The sequence below is a fragment of the Cupriavidus phytohabitans genome, from assembly GCF_000426345.1.
Lineage (GTDB): Bacteria > Pseudomonadota > Gammaproteobacteria > Burkholderiales > Burkholderiaceae > Cupriavidus.
The window spans coordinates 91,478-108,171 of record NZ_AUFE01000010.1 but is presented as its reverse complement, the minus strand read 5'-3'; the positions used below and the strand labels follow the sequence as shown (position 1 = coordinate 108,171).

Sequence of the window (16,694 nt, the reverse complement as noted above, 5' to 3'; positions counted from 1 at the left end):
CTCGCGTTCGCGTATCTACACGCGCCCCATCGCGAAGCCCTTCGCGATGTAATGCCGCACGAACCAGATCACGATGCCGCCCGGCACGATGGTCAGCACGCCGGCCGCGGCCAGCACGCCCCAGTCCATGCCCGACGCCGACACCGTGCGCGTCATGGTGGCCACGATCGGCTTGGCGTTGACCGAGGTCAGCGTGCGCGCCAGCAGCAGTTCCACCCAACTGAACATGAAGCAGAAGAACGCCGCCACGCCCACGCCAGCCTTGATCAGAGGCAGGAAGATGGCCAGGAAAAAGCGCGGGAAGGAATAGCCGTCGACGTAGGCGGTCTCGTCGATCTCGCGCGGCACGCCCGACATGAATCCCTCCAGGATCCACACCGCCAGCGGCACGTTGAAGACCAGGTGTGCCAGCGCCACGCCCAGGTGCGTGTCCATCAGGCCGATGGTGCTGTACAGCTGGAAGAACGGCAGCAGGAACACCGCCGGCGGCGTCATGCGGTTGGTCAGCAGCCAGAAGAACACATGCTTGTCGCCGATGAACTGGTAACGCGAAAACGCATAGGCCGCCGGCAGCGCGACCACGATCGAGATCACCGTGTTCATCGCCACGTAGATCATCGAGTTGAGGTAGCCGGAGTACCACGACGGGTCGGTGAAGATAGTCCTGTAGTGCTCCAGCGTGAATTCGGCCGGCCACAGCGACAGCGTGGAAACGATCTCCTCGTTGGTCTTGAACGACATGTTCACCATCCAGTAGATCGGCACGATGGCGAACAGCAGGTAGACCAGCAGGAAGCCGGCGCGCCACCATGTCGTGGTGGTGGCTTGGGTGCGGATTTCAGCCATTGGGCATGTCCTCGCTGCCGGCCGTGCCCGCGCGCTGCATCCAGTTGTAGAGGATGAAGCACAGGAGCAGGATGATCAGGAAATAGACGATGGAGAACGCAGCCGCCGGGCCCAGGTCGAACTGGCCCACCGCCTTCTGCGTCAGGTATTGCGACAGAAAGGTGGTGGCGTTGCCGGGGCCGCCGCCGGTCAGCACGAACGGCTCGGTATAGATCATGAAGCTGTCCATGAAACGCAGCAGCACCGCGATCATCAGCACCCCGCGCAGCTTGGGCAACTGGATATGGCGGAACACCGCCAGCCGCGAGGCGCCATCGATCTGCGCGGCCTGGTAGTAGGCGTCGGGGATCGCGCGCAGGCCTGCATAGCAGAGCAGCGCCACCAGCGGGGTCCAGTGCCAGACATCCATCACCAGCACCGTCACCCAGGCATCGAAGGCACTGCCGGTGTAGTTGTAGTCGAAGCCCATCGCCTCGAGCGCGGCGCCGAGCAGGCCGATATCGGTGCGCCCGAAGATCTGCCAGATGGTGCCGACCACGTTCCACGGGATCAGCAGCGACAGCGCGATGATCACCAGCGCCGCCGACGCCCTCCAGCCCCTGGCCGGCATCGATAGCGCCAGCAGGATGCCGAGCGGGATCTCCACCAGCAGCACCGCCAGCGAGAAGCCCAGCTGGCGCAGCAGCGCGTCGTGCAGTTCGCCGTCGCGCAGCACGGTGCGGAACCATTCGGTGCCGACAAAGACGCGCCGCTCGGGGGAAATGATGTCCTGAACCGAGTAGTTGACGATGGTCATCAGCGGCAGGATCGCCGAGAACGCCACGCATGCCACCACCGGCAACACAAGCAGCCAGGCCTTCTGGTTAACGGCCTTCATGGGCTTCATGACACCAGTTCCTCGTTGACGTAGTAGCAGGTATGGCGGTTGAACACCGACAGCCAGGCCGTGTCACCGGGCCGCAATGCGGCTGCCTCGGCGCCCAGGCGGGCACGCAGCGTCCCGGCCTGCGCGCCCGCCTCCTGCACGCTGCCGGTCACCAGCCAGTAGGTGCCGATGTCCTGCGCGCGCTGCACCTGTATCGGCACTGCCTGCATAGCGCGCTCCTCGCGCTCCGGTGCCAGCTGCAGGTACTCGGGCCGCACGCCGATGCGGAAGCTGCCCGCCGCGCGCAAGGCCGCGGCCACCGACGGCGCCAGCGGTGGCGTGTAGCGCCGACCGGCCACCTCGATGGCGTCGTCGCGCCACTGGCCCGGCAGGAAGTTCATGCCGGGCGAGCCGATGAAATGTCCGACGAAGGTATGCGCCGGCCGCTCGAACAGCGCATCGGCCGGCCCCACCTGCACCGCCTTGCCGCGCGACATCACCACCACCTGGTCGGCGAAGGTCAGCGCCTCGGTCTGGTCGTGGGTGACGTAGATCAGCGTCAGGCGGAATTCGTGGTGGATCTCCTTGAGCTTGCGCCGCAGCTGCCATTTCAGCTGGGGGTCGATCACCGTCAGCGGCTCGTCGAACAGGATCGCCGAGACGTCATGCCGCACCAGGCCCCGGCCTAGCGAAATCTTCTGCTTGGCGTCGGCGGCAAGGCCACTGGCGCGCCGGTCCAGCGTGGCCGACAGGTCCAGCATCTCGGCCACGCGGCCGACGCGCTCGCGCACCTGCGCCTCCGGCACGCCACGGTTGCGCAGCGGAAAGGCCAGGTTCTCGCCGACGGTCATGGTGTCGTAGATCACCGGGAACTGGAACACCTGCGCAATATTGCGCGCCTGCGGCGTGGCGCCGGTGACGTCGCGTCCGTCGAAGGCAATGGTGCCGTGCGAAGGCCGCAGCAGCCCGGAAATGCAGTTCAGCAGCGTGGTCTTGCCGCAGCCGGACGGACCCAGCAGCGCATAGGCGCCCCCGTCCTCGAAGGTGAACTTCAGCGGCAGCAGCGCGTAGTCGTCATCGTTGCGCGGATGCGGCAGGTAGGAATGCGCCAGGTCAAGCTCAATGCGTGCCATCGTCAGCCCCCGGCTGCCGCGCCGCCGGGCACATCCGCCGCCAGCCCGCCGGGCCGGCGCGGCGCATGGATGCGGCGCCCGGCCACGTCGAACAGGTAGATCTGGTCAGGCAACAGGTGCAATGACACCGGTTCCCCCAGCCGCAGGTCGAGCACGCCGGCGAACTGCGCCACCAGGTTGCCCACCGGCGTATCGGCGTGGACAAAGGTGTCCGAGCCCGACAGCTCGGCCAGCGCCACGCGCCCCGGCACCGCAACCGCGCCCGGTTCGCCGGCCAGGCGCAGCGCGGATGCCCGCACCCCGACGGTGACCGGCCCGTCACCGCCACCGGCCCCGGGTACCGGCACCGGGATGTCACCGGCGAGGGTGACCCAGCCGCCGTTGAGCGTGCCCGCGACCAGGTTCATCGGCGGATCGTTGAACGCGCGCGCCACGCGCAGCGAATCGGGATGGTGGAAGACGTCGGCGGTCCTCCCGTACTGCAGCAGCTCGCCGGCATCGAGCACGGCCGTGTGGCCGCCCAGCAGCAGCGCCTCGCCGGGTTCGGTGGTGGCATAGACCACGGTAGCATCGCCATGCGCGAACAGCTGCGACAATTCTTCGCGCAGTTCTTCGCGCAGCTTGTAGTCCAGGTTAACCAGCGGCTCGTCCAGCAGCATCAGCGGCGCTTCCTTGGCCAGCGCACGCGCCAGCGCCACGCGTTGCTGCTGGCCGCCCGACAACTCCGACGGATAGCGGTCGAGCAGATGGTCGATATGCAGCCGCGCCGCCAGTTCGCGCACACGCGCGGCAATGTCGGCGCCGGCAACGCCCTTGCGCCGCAGCCGCAACGGCGAGGCAATGTTGTCGAAGACCTTGAGCGACGGGTAGTTGATGAACTGCTGGTAGACCATCGACACATTGCGCTCGCGCACCGGCACGCCGGTGACGTCACGGCCGTCGACCAGCACGCGGCCGGCGCTGGGCCGATCGAGCCCCGCCATCACGCGCATCAGCGAAGTCTTGCCCGCCTGGGTGGCGCCCAGCAGGATGGTCACCGCGCCGGGAACCGGCGCCAGCGTCATCGGATAGAGATACGCCTGCGAACCTGCGCGCTGCGCCACGGCCTCCAAACTCAGCTGCATCCGGTCTCCATGTTCGATATGCTTTCCGCTTCACCGCTTTCGCGTGAGGCAGGCGCACAATTCTTGGCTTCCGACCGTTTTAGTAACAAAACGAAAAGAAAACAAGTGTGCACCGCATCATTTGTTTTCGTTTCTGTTTGAACTAGAATCCCGGCATGACGCTCAATCCCCGCCAGACCGCCCTGCTCGAAGAAGTCCGCAGCCAGGGCTTTGCCTCCATCGACGAACTTGCGCGCAAGTTCGGCGTCACGCTCCAGACGGTGCGGCGAGACGTCAACCTGCTGGCCGAGAACGGCATGCTGGCGCGCTTCCATGGCGGCGTGCGGGCGGAGGGCTCCACCACCGAGAACATTGCCTACCGGCAGCGGCAGGTGCTGAATGCCGAGGGCAAGGCGCGCATTGCGCGCGCGGTGGCGAAGGCGGTGCCGGAGGGCTGCTCGCTGATCCTGAACATCGGCACCACGGTGGAGGAGATCGCGCGCGAGCTGATGCAGCACCGCGGGCTGCGCGTGATCACCAATAACCTGAACGTGGCCAATATCCTGGCGGACAACCCGGATTGCGAAGTCATCGTCGCCGGCGGCGTGCTGCGCTCGCGCGACCGCGGCATCGTCGGCGAGGCCACGGTCGAGTTCATCCGGCAGTTCAAGGTGGATATCGGCCTGATCGGAATCTCGGGCATCGAGACCGATGGCACGCTGCGCGACTACGACTTCCGCGAGGTCAAGGTGGCGCGGACCATCATCGAGCATTCACGCGAGGTATGGCTGGCGGCGGATACCAGCAAGTTCAACCGCCAGGCCATGGTGGAGCTGGCGCATGTGTCGCAGGTGGACCGGCTGTTCACCGATGAGCCGCTGGCGGCACCGTTCGACCGGATCCTGGCCGACAGTGGGGTGAAGTGTGTGGTGGCGGAGCGGGAATGAGCCTGCCGCAAGGCGAACCAAAGCTGCCGCAGCAGCGGCAGCCGGGTTCTCCGTTCGCGCTAATACGAGTCGTATTGGCGCATCATTCGCTGGGAAGACAACCCCAGGCTCACTTGAACACCACAGTCTTGTGGCCGTTCAGCAAGATGCGGCGTTCGGCGTGCCACTTGACCGCGCGGGCCAGCGCCACGCATTCCACGTCGCGGCCCACGGCAGTGAGCTGGTCCGGGTCCATGCTGTGGTCGACACGCTCGATTTCCTGCTCGATGATCGGGCCCTCGTCCAGGTCGGCGGTGACGTAGTGCGCGGTCGCGCCGATCAGCTTCACGCCGCGGTCGTGCGCCTGGTAGTAAGGCTTGGCGCCCTTGAAGCTGGGCAGGAACGAGTGGTGGATATTGATGGCGCGGCCGGCCAGCTTGCGGCACAGGTCGTCGGACAGCACCTGCATGTAGCGGGCCAGCACCACCAGGTCGATCTTCTGCTCCTGCACCACGTCAAACACGCGCGCCTCCTGCGCGGCCTTCTGCTCGGCCGAGGCGTTCATCAGCGGCAGGTGGAAGAACGGCACGTCGTACGACGCGGCCAGCTGATAGAAGTCGCGGTGATTGGACACGATCGCCGCGATCTCGACCGGCAGGCCGCCCACCTTGGCGCGGAACAGCAGGTCGTTCAGGCAGTGCCCGATCTTGGACACCATGATCATCACGCGCGGCTTGACCGAGGCGTCGTTCAGCTCCCACTGCATGCCGAACTGCTCGCCCACCGGCGCGAACGCTGCCTTCAGCGTGCCCAGGTCCGGGCCGCCGGCAGCCGCGCTGAAGTGCACCCGCATGAAGAAGCGGCCGGTGTACGCGTCGCCGTACTGGTCCGAGTCGACGATATTGCAGCCGTGCTGGAACAGCAGGCCCGAGACGGCGTGGACGATGCCCGGCTGGTCGGGGCACGAAAGGGTCAGGATAAATCCGGTGGTGCTCATGGTGTGTGGTTCTGTCGGAGAGGCGCGGTGTATGAGCGCAAAGGCCATGACGGCCGTGAAGGCTGTGAAGGCAGTGAAAGCCTTGCAAGCGCGGGCCAGGCCCGCTGCGCAAGCTCAAGCGCGACGGTCTTCGCTGCCCGGCCAGCCGCGCCGGCGAAGGGCATCCAGCGTCACCAGCGTGGCGTCGACCGTCATGGCGCCGCTCGACATGATATCAAGCAATGCGGCCAGCCCCACGCGCCTGTGTTCGCTGACTTCGCCGTCCTGGTTGCGCGGGACGAATCCCGGCGGCAGCATCAGGTCATAGACATAGACCTGTTCCCACTGCACGCCTTCGGGCAGGTCGCGCAGCACCTCGATCATGCCGTGCGGCTGCACGCGCCCGGCCAGCGCCGGCGGGATGCCGGACTCTTCCTCGCACTCGCGCACCAGCGTGGCCAGCGGATCACTGCCGTGCGGCATGCCGCCGGCGACCAGGTTGTCCCACATGCCGGGGTCGACCGACTTGGCGGGGCTGCGCCGCGAGATCCACAGCACGGGGCCGCCGCCGGCATCGGCTGTGTCCACGATCCCGTTCATGTGCGAGGCAAAGGTCAGCAATCCCAGGAAGCGCGCGGCCGCCCGCTCGACCGCCGCCAGCGCGGGCGCGTCCAGCGCCGCGGTGACCGCGAACAGTTCATGGCGCCAGCCGCGCACGTGGCCGGCATCGGCCAGCTGGTGCGCAAGCGCGGCCAGCGCGGCGCTCAGCACGTCGAAGCCGGAGCGTCCCGGCAGCAATTCCACCGCGGCGGTGCCATCCGCGACGCCCTCCTCCGGGCCGAGGATGCAGCCCATGCCGCGCAGTATCGCGGCATGGGACCGGGGCAGCCAGCCGACCTGCTGGCCGGCCACCACCAGGCGCAGCTTGCTGGCGGGATCGAAGCCGGTGCGCGCCGCCACCGAGGCGGCGATGCGCGCCATGTGGCTGGCATCGGCGCTGCTATTGTTGGACGGAACGCCGGAAGGATCGCCGGACGGCACTGCGGGCGGCAGGGAAAAGATTTCGGCCATGTCGGATCGGGGGCCGGCCGGGCCGGCGCATCTTGTCATTTTCAGGATTGAACGCATGAACCAGGCAGCAACGCAAGCCCAGGCGCAGCACGCCGGCCCAGGCCGGCATGGCTCAGAACCGCGCTATGTCCTGGCGCTCGACCAGGGCACCAGCAGCTCGCGCGCCATCCTGTTCGACCACGCCGGCAGCGTGGTGCGGCTGGCGCAGCGCGAGTTCCGCCAATACTACCCACATCCGGGCCACGTCGAACACGATCCGTACGAAATCTGGCAGTCTCAGCTTGCGGTCGCGCACGAAGTGCTGGCCGACGCCGGCATCACGGCCACGCAGGTGCGCGCCATCGGCATCACCAACCAGCGCGAAACCACGGTGCTGTGGGACCGCAAGACCGGCGAGCCCGTCGGCCGCGCGCTGGTCTGGCAGGACCGCCGCACCGCGCCGATGTGCGAGGCACTGCAGGCCGCCGGCCATGGCGAGCTGTTCCGCGAGAAGACCGGGCTGATCGTCGATGCGTATTTCTCCGGCACCAAGCTGCGCTGGATGCTAGACAACATCGAGGGTGCCCGCGAACGTGCGCAGCGCGGCGAGCTGGCGTTCGGCACGGTCGACAGCTGGCTGATCTGGCAGCTGACCGACGGCGCGCGCCATGTCACGGACGTGTCCAACGCCTCGCGCACGATGCTGTTCAATATCCACCGCTTCGAGTGGGACGACACGCTGCTGGCGCTGCTCGACATCCCGCATGCGCTGCTGCCCGAGGTGGTGCCGTCCAGTGGCGAGGTGGCGCGCACCGCGGCGCGGCTGTTCGGCGTGGAGATTCCGATCGCGGGCATCGCGGGCGACCAGCAGGCGGCCACCTTCGGGCAGGCCTGCCTGTCCCCCGGCATGGCCAAGAACACCTACGGCACCGGCTGCTTCCTGCTGATGAATACCGGCACCGAGCCGGTGGCATCGCATAACCGGCTGCTGACCACCATCGGCTGGCAGTTCGGCGGGCAAACCCAGTATTGCCTGGAGGGTGGCGTCTTCATGGGCGGCGCCACCATCCAGTGGCTGCGCGACGGCCTGCAGATCATCAGCAGCGCGCCCGAGGTCGAGCCGCTCGCGCGCCAGTGCGACGACACCGGCGGCGTGGTGCTGGTGCCGGCCTTTGCCGGCCTGGGCGCGCCGCACTGGGACGCCTTCGCGCGCGGCACGCTGGTCGGCATGACGCGCGGCACCGGCAGGCCGCAACTCGCGCGCGCGGCGCTGGAATCGATCGCGTTGCAGAGCGTCGATGTGCTGGAATCCATGCAGAAGGACGCCGGCATCGCGCTGGCCGAACTGCGCGTGGACGGCGGCGCCTCGCGCAGCGACCTGCTGATGCAGATGCAGGCCGACCTGCTCGGCACGGCGGTGGTCCGTCCGCGCGTGACCGAGACCACCGCGCTGGGCGCCGCGTACCTGGCCGGCCTGGCCACCGGCTACTGGAGCGACCCGGCGCAGATTGCGCAGCAATGGCAGGTGGAGCGCCGCTTCGAGCCCAACCTGTCCGCCGACGAACGCGGCCACCGGCTGGCGCGCTGGCACCGCGCCGTCGAGCGCGCCCGCGACTGGGCGCGCGAGGAGGACGCCGGCGGCCACGGCTGAGGGCCGGCCGCCCCCGCTCCGCCAAGACCGTACACACTCCGAACCAAGCGCCATGCAGAAAGTCTCCACCCCGACCCAGCCCCCCGCCCGGGCCGCCCTGCTCTCCACCCTGGAGCGCGAACCGCGCTGGGATGTCATCGTCATCGGCGGCGGCGCCACCGGCCTCGGCACCGCGGTCGATGCCGCCTCGCGCGGCTACCGCACGCTGCTGGTCGAAGCCGCCGATTTCGCCAAGGGCACCTCGAGCAAGGCCACCAAGCTCGTGCACGGCGGCGTCCGCTACCTGGCCCAGGGCAATATCGGCCTGGTGCGCGAAGCCCTGCACGAGCGCGGCCTGCTCGCGCGCAACGCGCCGCACCTGGTGTGGCCGCTGGGCTTTGTGGTGCCGGCGTACCAGATGTTCGACCAGCCCATCTACGGCATTGGCCTGAAGCTCTACGACATGCTGGCGGGCAACCTCAACCTGGCCGGCAGCCGCTGGCTGAACCACCGCGAGGTGCTGGCCGCCGTCCCCAACCTGGCCGAGCATGTCAGCGGGCGCCCGCTGCGCGGCGGCAACCTGTACTTCGACGGCCAGTTCGACGATGCGCGGCTGGCGGTGGCGCTGATGCGCACGCTGTTCGACGTGGGCGGCACCGCGCTCAACTACATGCGCGTGACCGGCCTGAGCCAGCAAGGCGGCGTGATCAGCGGCGTCACGGTCCAGGACGCATTGGGCGATGCCACGTTCCGGCTGCGCGCGGATTGCGTGATCAATGCCACCGGCGTCTGGGTCGACGCGGTGCGCCAGATGGAAGACGGCCATGCGCGCACCCTGGTGGCCCCGAGCCAGGGCGTGCACCTGACGCTGCCGCGCAGCTTCCTGCCGGGCGAGCGCGCCATCCTGATCCCCAAGACCGACGACGGCCGGGTGCTGTTCGTGGTGCCGTGGAACGGCCATACCATTGTCGGCACCACCGATACGCCGCGGCGCGACCTGCCGCTTGAGCCCGATGCCGGTGCCGACGATGTCGATTTCATCCTTGAGACCGCGTCGCGCTACCTGGCCAAGGATCCCACCCGCGCCGACGTCACCAGCGTCTGGGCCGGGCTGCGGCCACTGGTCAAGGCTACCGGCGAAGCGTCCACCGCATCGCTGTCGCGCGAGCATACGATCCTGGTCTCGAAGGCCGGGCTGATCACGGTCACCGGCGGCAAATGGACCACCTATCGCAAGATGGCGGAAGACGTGATCGACACCGCGATCCAGCGGCAGATGGTGCGCGCCGCGCCATGCGTGACCGCCGAGCTGCCGCTGCACGGCGCCGCCGGGCTGCCGGCGGAACTGCCGCTGGCGGATGCGGCCGCGCCGGACCGCTACTACGGCAATGAGCTGGCCACGCTGCGCGCCCTGCCCGGCCATGAGCGCGTGCTGGCGGCGGCATCGGGCCTGACCGAAGCCCATGTCCGTTTCGCGGCCCGGCACGAACTGGCGCGGCGCGTTGAAGACGTGCTGGCGCGCCGCAACCGCTTGCTGTTCCTCGACGCGCGCGCCGCGCTGCAGGCCGCGCCGGCGGTGGCCGCGGTCCTGGCCGAAGAGTTCGGGGAAAGCGAGGCCTGGCAGGCGCGCGAGCTCGACAGTTTCCGCGCGCTAGCCGCCGGCTACATACTGGAAGGCGCTCCGCAGCCCGAGGAACCGGCCGCCACCGCCCGCGTCTGACCCGACTGACACAAACCATCAGGAAAAGGCCCATCGACCATGAGCCGCCCGCCCTTGAACGCAAACCGCGGTGTGGTGCTGCTTGCCTTGCTGGCCGCCGTTGGCGGCGCCGATGCCGCGCGAGCCCCTGGCATCGACGGCGTGCGCTTTAGCGACGTACGTACCGTGCGCTACCAATGCGACGGCGACAGGACGCTGACCGTGCGCTACTTCCACAGCGCGGACAACCAGGCCGCCGTGTTCCGGCTGGACGGCAAGCCGGTGCTGGCGGTGACCACGGTCTCGGCGTCCGGCGCGCGCTATGTCGGCGGGCGCTACGAGTGGTGGACCAAGGGCGATACCGGCACGCTGCGCGACCTGATGCAGCAGGAAAACGCCGCGCCGGCGCTGTCGAACTGCCAGGCCAAGCCCTAGCGGGCGGGCACGCATCGCGGCCGGATCCGACGCCAACGTTTGAGGCAACGGCGTTCCGGGCGATAATGCGGGATTGAATCAGGGAGAACACCATGGACGAGATTGAAGATCTGTCCGATCTGCCGATGCCCCGCTTTATCTGGGGCTTCGCTGTTATCGCCGGCAAAAGCGGCGAGGTCATGCACGACGAGTTCGAGTATCTGACCCACACCCGCAGCCCGCGCTTTACCTGCCGCGTGGTCGAGCTGGAAGACATGCCGGCCGAAAGCGAGGAAGACGCCATCGACGGCCGCATCGTCCATCATGACGATCCACGCCGGATGTTCTATATCACCGACGCCGGCATGGCGCTGGTCAACTTCCAGCTGTTCGACAAGATGCCGGACAAGCAGAAGTTCAAGCGCATCTGCGACGAAGCCATCGCCAACTGGATGCTGCGCCGCGAATTCCTCGACGAGGAGGACGAGGACTGACCCACCCGCTTCCGGCCCCGCCGGATCGTTGCGGCCGCCTGCCTGCGCGGCCGCGCCTTTATCAGGCCTGGTCTTGCTCCAGCGGCAGCGCGCTCGTCAGCAGTTCATTGAGCAGGCCGGTCATGCCACCGGGATGATTGGCGGCCAGCGCCTGCAGGCGCCGCGCCAGCGTGCCGTCCAGCTTGCACGCGAACGGCACCAGGCCCTGCTCCTGGTCCAGCCGGCGCTGTTCACGTCGGTCCGGCCGCGCCCCGGCGGCGCCAGCAATCCCGCCCCGGGCCGCCGAGGCCTGTTTCAGGCTGTTGGCGATCTTCAGGCCCTTATTCTTTTCCAGGTCCGTTTTCTTCACGGCAATTTCCGAAAGTCTGTCGAGGCCGGCATTGTACGCGCAGGCTGGGGCCGGGCACGGCAACGCCTGCGCACTGGAACATGCCATGGTCGCGCGCTACGTGTCGCTGACTTCGATCAGTTCGGCCGCCACACGCTGGATTTCCGCGTAGACCGGGATGGCGTCCATCGGGCCGGTGCAGCCTACCGCCGTCGCCTGGCTGGCATCCGCGCCCGGCGGCAGGAAGACAAAGGCCATGCCGGGTTGCCAGCCGGGATGCTTGCGCAGGCTGTCATTAAGGATGTCGAGATACTGCGCGCGCGTGAAGACGTGCCTTGCCATCGCTACCTCCGGATCCATGCCGATACGCCCTGCGCCTGCGGGCGCGGAGTCATGGCGGGGATCGTAGCATGGCAACCATGGCCGGCGTCACCTTGGGCGCCGGCTCGTGCACGCCTCAGCGCAGCCGCCTCAGCATTCGCCTTTCTTGGCGTGGCCCGGCGGGCAGTGGTAATCCTTGCCCTTGTTGCCCTTGCCGTTGCCCTTGCCATGGGAGCCGCCCTGGTCCCAGCGACCCGGCACCAGCACCCAGCCATCGCGCGACTGGATCCACCGCGGCGACTCATAGACGTAGCCAGTCCGCTCGCGTTCCCAGCGGCCCTTCTTCCAAGCGTGCTTATGGTGGTGGTCGTCCCAGTCCCAGTAGCCCGGCATCCAGACATAGCCAGGGCGCGGGGCGGGAATGGCCTCGTACATCGGAGCCGGCGGCGGCACGCCGATGGCAATGTTGACCGACACCTGGGCCATCGACGCCGCGCTGAAGGTGAGGCCGGAACCCAGTACGGCCGCCAGCAGAACAGTCCGGACGGGCCGGAGCGTGAGATGTGTCATGGACGCACTTTCTCGTGGAGGAACACGCGCACAGTCTAGCGCGCGCCCGCCGCGGCGCCATGTAAGAAAGGGTATCGGTTGATCACAAAGATGCCGGCGCGCAACACTCGCTTGCACGCCGGCGGCATCAGTGATCCTCTGCCATCGCCTTGAGTTGGGCCTCGCCGGCATCGCGCGCGGCGTCCGCGGTGGTGAAGGTGTCGTCCGAGACGATGGCGCGACGGACCTGCCGTGCATCGAAGTCGACCAGCGCGACCACCCAGACATAGCGCCCAGCCTGGGGAGCGGTCTGCACGAAAGCTTTCAGGTTCGGCCGGGATTCACTCGTCATGATCCATCTCCTTGAGAAACGTTCTGGAAACGTCGTTGAGGGAAGTGCCGTAACACAAAGGTGTCTGAAAACTCTAGCACATGGTCCATGCCCTTACCCGGCTTACCCGACCTCGGAGGCTTGCCGGGAGGCGGCCTCGTCGGCAGGGGCCGGCTGGCAGCGAGGCGGCGAAGGGGATCCCAATGCAAGTGTTGCGTGCGGCACCGCCAAGTCCGCGGCGGGGCCACCCTTCAGTCAGCGTCGCGGCAACCGATAAACAGTCCACTGGCCGCCGCCGGCCTGCAGCCCGCCCCCCCGGTCCGAACGCTTGGCCGCCTGGACCCGGCGCCCGGGCAATAGCCGCGGCCGCGGTAACCGAATCACCACAATCGCAGCGCACACGCTCCACCTTCCCGAACCATGGCTCCTGCCCCGGCCAGCGCCCCGCCCATCTCCCCCGCACGCCGACGACCGCTGCTGCGCCGATGGGCGCCTGCCCTACTGGGCGCCATGCTCGCGTTGCTGCCCGCGGTGCTGCCGCCCCAGCTGACCGGCCTGCGCCAGGCATTGGCCGAATGGCTGAGCATGAACGCGGCGGATCAGCCTATCCTGCACCAGGCGCAGCAAGTCGGCCTGCTGCGCGTCAGCGGCGATCCCCGCAACCTGCTGCAATTTCTGCTGCGAGGGGCACTGGGCCTGCCCGGCTGCCTGTTGCTGACGCGGTCGGCGCGCACTACCTGGCCAGCCGCATGCTGGTGCAGATCGTCGAGCCGCTGCGCAACCTGATGCGGGTGGCGCACGCGGTGCGCTCCGAACGAGACTTCGCGCAACGCACGCCGCCGGCGCGCATCGCCGAGCTCAACGCGCTCGGCGACGACTTCAACGGGCTGCTCGATGAGCTGCAGACGTGGCAAAACCAGATGCAGCACGAAAACCGCTCACTCGCCCACCGTGCCAACCATGATGCGCTGACGGGGCTGCTGAACCGCGCCGCCTTCGTCGAAGCGCTGGAGCATGCGGTGCGCCATGCCGCGGCCAACCATGAATATGCGGCGGTGCTGTATCTCGACAGCGACGACTTCAAGGACATCAACGACCGGCACGGGCATGCCTCCGGTGACGCGGTGCTGGTGGCCGTGGCGCAGCGCATCCGTGCCAGCCTGCGCAATGGCGACACTGTGGCGCGCATCGGCGGCGACGAATTCGCGCTGCTGGCCGCGGGCCTGCGCTCGCCAGCCGACGCCGTTCATATCGCCGAACATATCCTGCAAGCCATGGCCGAACCGATCGCGCTGCCCCACGGCGCCTCGGTGCAAGCGTCCGTCAGTATCGGCCTGGCGGTGTTCCCGGTCCACGCGCAGGCCAGCCAGGCGCTGCTGCACGCGGCCGATGCGGCCATGTACGGCGCCAAGCGGCGCTCCGGGGGCATCTGGCAAAGCGCCGAGCCGCACCTGGATGTCACGACGTGAGCTTCCGATGACTGCTCCCCGCCCCGGCCGGTGGCCGAACGCTCAGACGTCAAAGGGATTCGGCGCGCGGTTCTCGACCGACTCGTTCAGGTCGAACTCGTCGCGCACCTTGTCGACCACCGCGCGGATGCTGGCCTCATAACCGGTTGCGTTGCCAAAGCCGCTCATGTCCCAGTTGCGGCCGCGGGCATCGCGCGCATGCGGCACCGGCGCGGGCACGCGGACTTTGGCGCCGTCCTCGCCGATTTCGTAGATTTGCTGGATGCGCCGGCTGACCTCGTCCTGCAGGGCACGCCGGCCACGCTCGCGCTTGGCCATGGCTGACTCCTCGATGCATGCGCTGGCATGCTAGCACGGTGCGCCGGCGTGGTTCAAAGTGCCGCGATCGCGTCCTGGTAGGCCGCATAGAGCCGCACGAAGACCGGTCCGGGCACGCCGGCGCCAACGGTGCGGCCGTCGATGGTGACCACCGGCAGAAGTTCCTTGCTTGCCGACGACAGCAGCACTTCGTCCGCCGCGAACAAGTCTTCCCTGGCGATCCGGCGGGCCTCCAGCGGAATCTCCAGCGCCGCGCAGACCTCTTCCATGAAGCCGTAGCGGATGCCTTCCAGGATCAGGTTGTCCTTGGGCGGCGCCAGCACGCGGCCGTTGCGCACCACCCAGACGTTGGACGACGAGGCTTCGGTCAGCCAGCCGTCGCGGAACTGGATCGCCTCGGTCACGCCATGCTCCGCGGCGTGCTGCGCGGCCAGCACGTTGCCCAGCAGCGAGGTCGACTTGATCTGGCAGTTCAGCCAGCGCCGGTCCTCCATCGTCACGCAGGCCACGCCCTGTTCGCGCATGTGCGCGGGCGGCAGCGCCATCGGGTTGGTCATGATCAGCACCGTCGGCACGACTTCCTTCGGGAAGGCGTGCGCACGCCGTGCTACGCCGCGCGTCACCTGGATATAGAGCATCTGGTCCGACATGCCGTTGGCACGGACCACTTCGTCGATCAGCGCCTGCCACTGCGCGGCGCTGTGCGGGTCGGGAATCCCGATCGCCTCCAGGCTGCGGTGCAGGCGCGCAAGATGCTGCGCACCGCGGAACGGCTTGCCACCGTAGTACGGAATGACTTCATAGACGCCATCGCCAAAGATAAAGCCGCGGTCGAGGACCGGGATGCGGGCCTCGGACAGCGGGATCAGGGAACCATTGAGGTGGACGACGGGGTCGGTCATGGGACTTCACGCGGTGGAGAGAATGAAACAATTCTTCCACAGGGGCCAAGGCCAGGTTATGCGCAATTTGCATCGATTGCTTCGCAGACCTGGCGCCGCAGCAAAGCGTTGATTCCAATCACCCATGTGGGGGTGTCCGCTGCAGCACTTCACACCCAGAATCAAGGGGTCGTGAGTTGACCCCTCTCGGCATTTTCCCGCAGCCCGCCTTCGTGCGGGCTTTTTTTTGCATCACCAGAACTGGGGATGCGCGCCGAACCGGTAACGACGACGATAAGGCTTGGGCGGACTGCGACACGCCCAACGCCACTTCAAGCCCTCGCCTACCCTGGCCGAGGGCTTTTCTTTTCGATGCCATCACATGAACAGGCCTGCGCCGGGTCACAGCGCGCAAGCGGGCCCAAGAAGCGCGTCGTGGCGCATATACCCTTCTTCGTAGCCAGTGTTCACAGGCGCAACTGTGCGGCGACGACCATGCGCGTCCGGTGCGGCTGGCGACGAGTTGGTGCTTCAAGGCCGCATCGCGAGTCCCCGGGTGCCCGTCGTCCAGGCACAACACCTCTATTTAGAGGGATGCGCGATCCATGCGGCTGTACGACCATCGTCACGGGCGGTTCCGCGACTCGCCCACCACTACTTCAAGCCCTCGACTACCCTGGCCGAGGGCTTTTTTCTTTGCTTGGCGCATAGAGGCTGTGGCGCATCCGCACCGCAACAAACCTTTACAACTGAGCCCGTGAATTCCCGCAGGGTTGCCCTAGCCTTTCCCCATGCTTTCCGAAGGAGACTGCCATGCCTTCGTCACGGGACACATTCAAGTTGCGCCGCCCCGGGCGCCGGACGATGAACTGGCATGACGTTGCCTTGATTTCAGCGGCGTGGATCGGATTGTGTCTGGGGCTTGGGTGGACGCTTTCCAAGGCGGCCGGGACCTTTGAGTAAGGCGAGGTCGCCATGACCATCACCGATGCCACGCAGCCTGGCAACACCGGGAGCAACCTGGCGTTGGGACCGTGACACCGGGCGTGGTGAACGGCTACGCTACTTTTACCATGAGCTATCAATGATCTGGCCCGGCGCAGGGCCAAAGCAGTGGCATGCCTGCAGGCAAACAAAAAGGGCCGGGGTCAATGACCCAAGCCCTTGTTTATGACCCAACGGTCAGCACACGCTAACCCGTCAAGCCTTACAGAATCAGTGGCGGAGAGAGGGGGATTCGAACCCCCGATAGGCTATTAACCTATACACGCTTTCCAGGCGTGCGACTTAAACCACTCATCCATCTCTCCGGGAAGTCCGCGATTATAGCAGAGTCGCCCGACGAATCCACAAGTTCGTGC

Annotated in this window: 17 protein-coding genes, 1 tRNA gene and 1 pseudogene; 6 read left to right on the top strand and 13 right to left on the bottom strand. The window is 67.4% G+C overall.

Translation table 11 applies throughout. The features are described 5' to 3' along the window. Positions 1-15 precede the first annotated feature (15 nt). From K309_RS0110425 to K309_RS0110410, 4 genes are read right to left on the bottom strand one after another with little or no spacing between them, the layout of a single operon-like run. On the bottom strand, positions 16-846 hold the full coding sequence (locus K309_RS0110425; RefSeq protein WP_029046357.1) for a carbohydrate ABC transporter permease: 831 nt from the start codon (positions 844-846) through the stop codon (positions 16-18). After that, positions 839-1,723, bottom strand: coding sequence for a carbohydrate ABC transporter permease (locus tag K309_RS0110420; protein WP_029046356.1), 885 nt, complete (start codon positions 1,721-1,723; stop codon positions 839-841). The genes K309_RS0110425 and K309_RS0110420 overlap by 8 nt, the downstream gene beginning before the upstream one ends. 5 nt (positions 1,724-1,728) lie before the next feature. Continuing rightward, positions 1,729-2,844 (bottom strand): ABC transporter ATP-binding protein, encoded by a 1,116-nt coding sequence (locus K309_RS0110415; protein WP_029046355.1) that lies wholly within the window; start codon positions 2,842-2,844, stop codon positions 1,729-1,731. A 2-nt stretch (positions 2,845-2,846) separates the two neighbouring features. After that, positions 2,847-3,968: an ABC transporter ATP-binding protein gene (locus K309_RS0110410; RefSeq protein WP_029046354.1), complete on the bottom strand. Its 1,122-nt coding sequence runs from the start codon at positions 3,966-3,968 to the stop codon at positions 2,847-2,849. A 155-nt stretch (positions 3,969-4,123) separates the two neighbouring features. On the opposite strand from K309_RS0110410, the gene K309_RS0110405 reads away from it, so the two are divergent. After that, entirely contained in the window at positions 4,124-4,894 is a 771-nt protein-coding gene (locus K309_RS0110405) for a DeoR/GlpR family DNA-binding transcription regulator (protein WP_029046353.1), read from the top strand. Between the two features lie 109 nt (positions 4,895-5,003). Here K309_RS0110405 and purU read toward each other — a convergent pair whose 3' ends face one another. After that, entirely contained in the window at positions 5,004-5,870 is an 867-nt protein-coding gene (gene purU, locus K309_RS0110400) for a formyltetrahydrofolate deformylase (RefSeq protein WP_029046352.1), read from the bottom strand. 114 nt (positions 5,871-5,984) lie between these two features. Further along, a complete protein-coding gene (locus K309_RS0110395) occupies positions 5,985-6,920 on the bottom strand; it encodes an NUDIX hydrolase (protein WP_029046351.1) in 936 nt (311 codons plus the stop codon). A gap of 55 nt (positions 6,921-6,975) precedes the next feature. Between K309_RS0110395 and glpK the strand changes: the two genes are divergently transcribed. The 4 genes from glpK to K309_RS0110375 all read left to right on the top strand — a co-directional run bounded on the left by glpK (position 6,976) and on the right by K309_RS0110375 (position 11,136). Then, the gene (gene glpK, locus K309_RS0110390) at positions 6,976-8,550 is read left to right on the top strand and encodes a glycerol kinase GlpK (protein ID WP_029046350.1); all 1,575 of its coding nucleotides are present in this window, start codon (positions 6,976-6,978) and stop codon (positions 8,548-8,550) included. A gap of 52 nt (positions 8,551-8,602) precedes the next feature. Next, complete coding sequence (locus K309_RS0110385) at positions 8,603-10,249, top strand: glycerol-3-phosphate dehydrogenase/oxidase (RefSeq protein ID WP_029046349.1); 1,647 nt, start codon at positions 8,603-8,605, stop codon at positions 10,247-10,249. A 54-nt stretch (positions 10,250-10,303) separates the two neighbouring features. Further along, positions 10,304-10,663 carry an MliC family protein gene (locus tag K309_RS0110380; protein ID WP_232232353.1) on the top strand — a complete coding sequence of 120 codons (360 nt, stop codon included), beginning with the start codon at positions 10,304-10,306 and terminating at the stop codon, positions 10,661-10,663. A 92-nt stretch (positions 10,664-10,755) separates the two neighbouring features. Beyond that, positions 10,756-11,136: a hypothetical protein gene (locus tag K309_RS0110375; protein WP_029046347.1), complete on the top strand. Its 381-nt coding sequence runs from the start codon at positions 10,756-10,758 to the stop codon at positions 11,134-11,136. Between the two features lie 61 nt (positions 11,137-11,197). On the opposite strand, the gene K309_RS0110370 is transcribed toward K309_RS0110375, so the two are convergent. The 4 genes from K309_RS0110370 to K309_RS0110355 form a co-directional block, all read right to left on the bottom strand. Continuing rightward, positions 11,198-11,491, bottom strand: coding sequence for a hypothetical protein (locus K309_RS0110370; protein ID WP_029046346.1), 294 nt, complete (start codon positions 11,489-11,491; stop codon positions 11,198-11,200). Between the two features lie 90 nt (positions 11,492-11,581). Then, positions 11,582-11,806 carry a hypothetical protein gene (locus K309_RS0110365; protein WP_029046345.1) on the bottom strand — a complete coding sequence of 75 codons (225 nt, stop codon included), beginning with the start codon at positions 11,804-11,806 and terminating at the stop codon, positions 11,582-11,584. Positions 11,807-11,935: 129 nt separating this feature from the next. Then, the gene (locus K309_RS0110360) at positions 11,936-12,355 is read right to left on the bottom strand and encodes a YXWGXW repeat-containing protein (protein WP_029046344.1); all 420 of its coding nucleotides are present in this window, start codon (positions 12,353-12,355) and stop codon (positions 11,936-11,938) included. 127 nt (positions 12,356-12,482) lie between these two features. After that, entirely contained in the window at positions 12,483-12,686 is a 204-nt protein-coding gene (locus tag K309_RS0110355) for a hypothetical protein (RefSeq protein WP_029046343.1), read from the bottom strand. Positions 12,687-13,211: 525 nt separating this feature from the next. On the opposite strand from K309_RS0110355, the pseudogene dgcN reads away from it, so the two are divergent. After that, positions 13,212-14,134 (top strand): annotated as a pseudogene (gene dgcN, locus K309_RS36335) (diguanylate cyclase DgcN/YfiN); the annotation flags it as partial. A gap of 42 nt (positions 14,135-14,176) precedes the next feature. Here the strand turns inward: dgcN and K309_RS0110345 are convergent. From K309_RS0110345 to K309_RS0110330, 3 genes are all read right to left on the bottom strand, one after another. Beyond that, positions 14,177-14,452, bottom strand: coding sequence for a hypothetical protein (locus tag K309_RS0110345; RefSeq protein ID WP_029046342.1), 276 nt, complete (start codon positions 14,450-14,452; stop codon positions 14,177-14,179). Between the two features lie 53 nt (positions 14,453-14,505). After that, entirely contained in the window at positions 14,506-15,354 is an 849-nt protein-coding gene (locus tag K309_RS0110340) for a D-amino acid aminotransferase (protein ID WP_029046341.1), read from the bottom strand. 1,198 nt (positions 15,355-16,552) lie between these two features. Further along, positions 16,553-16,643 (bottom strand) — tRNA-Ser (locus K309_RS0110330). Between the last annotated feature and the right edge of the window lie 51 nt (positions 16,644-16,694).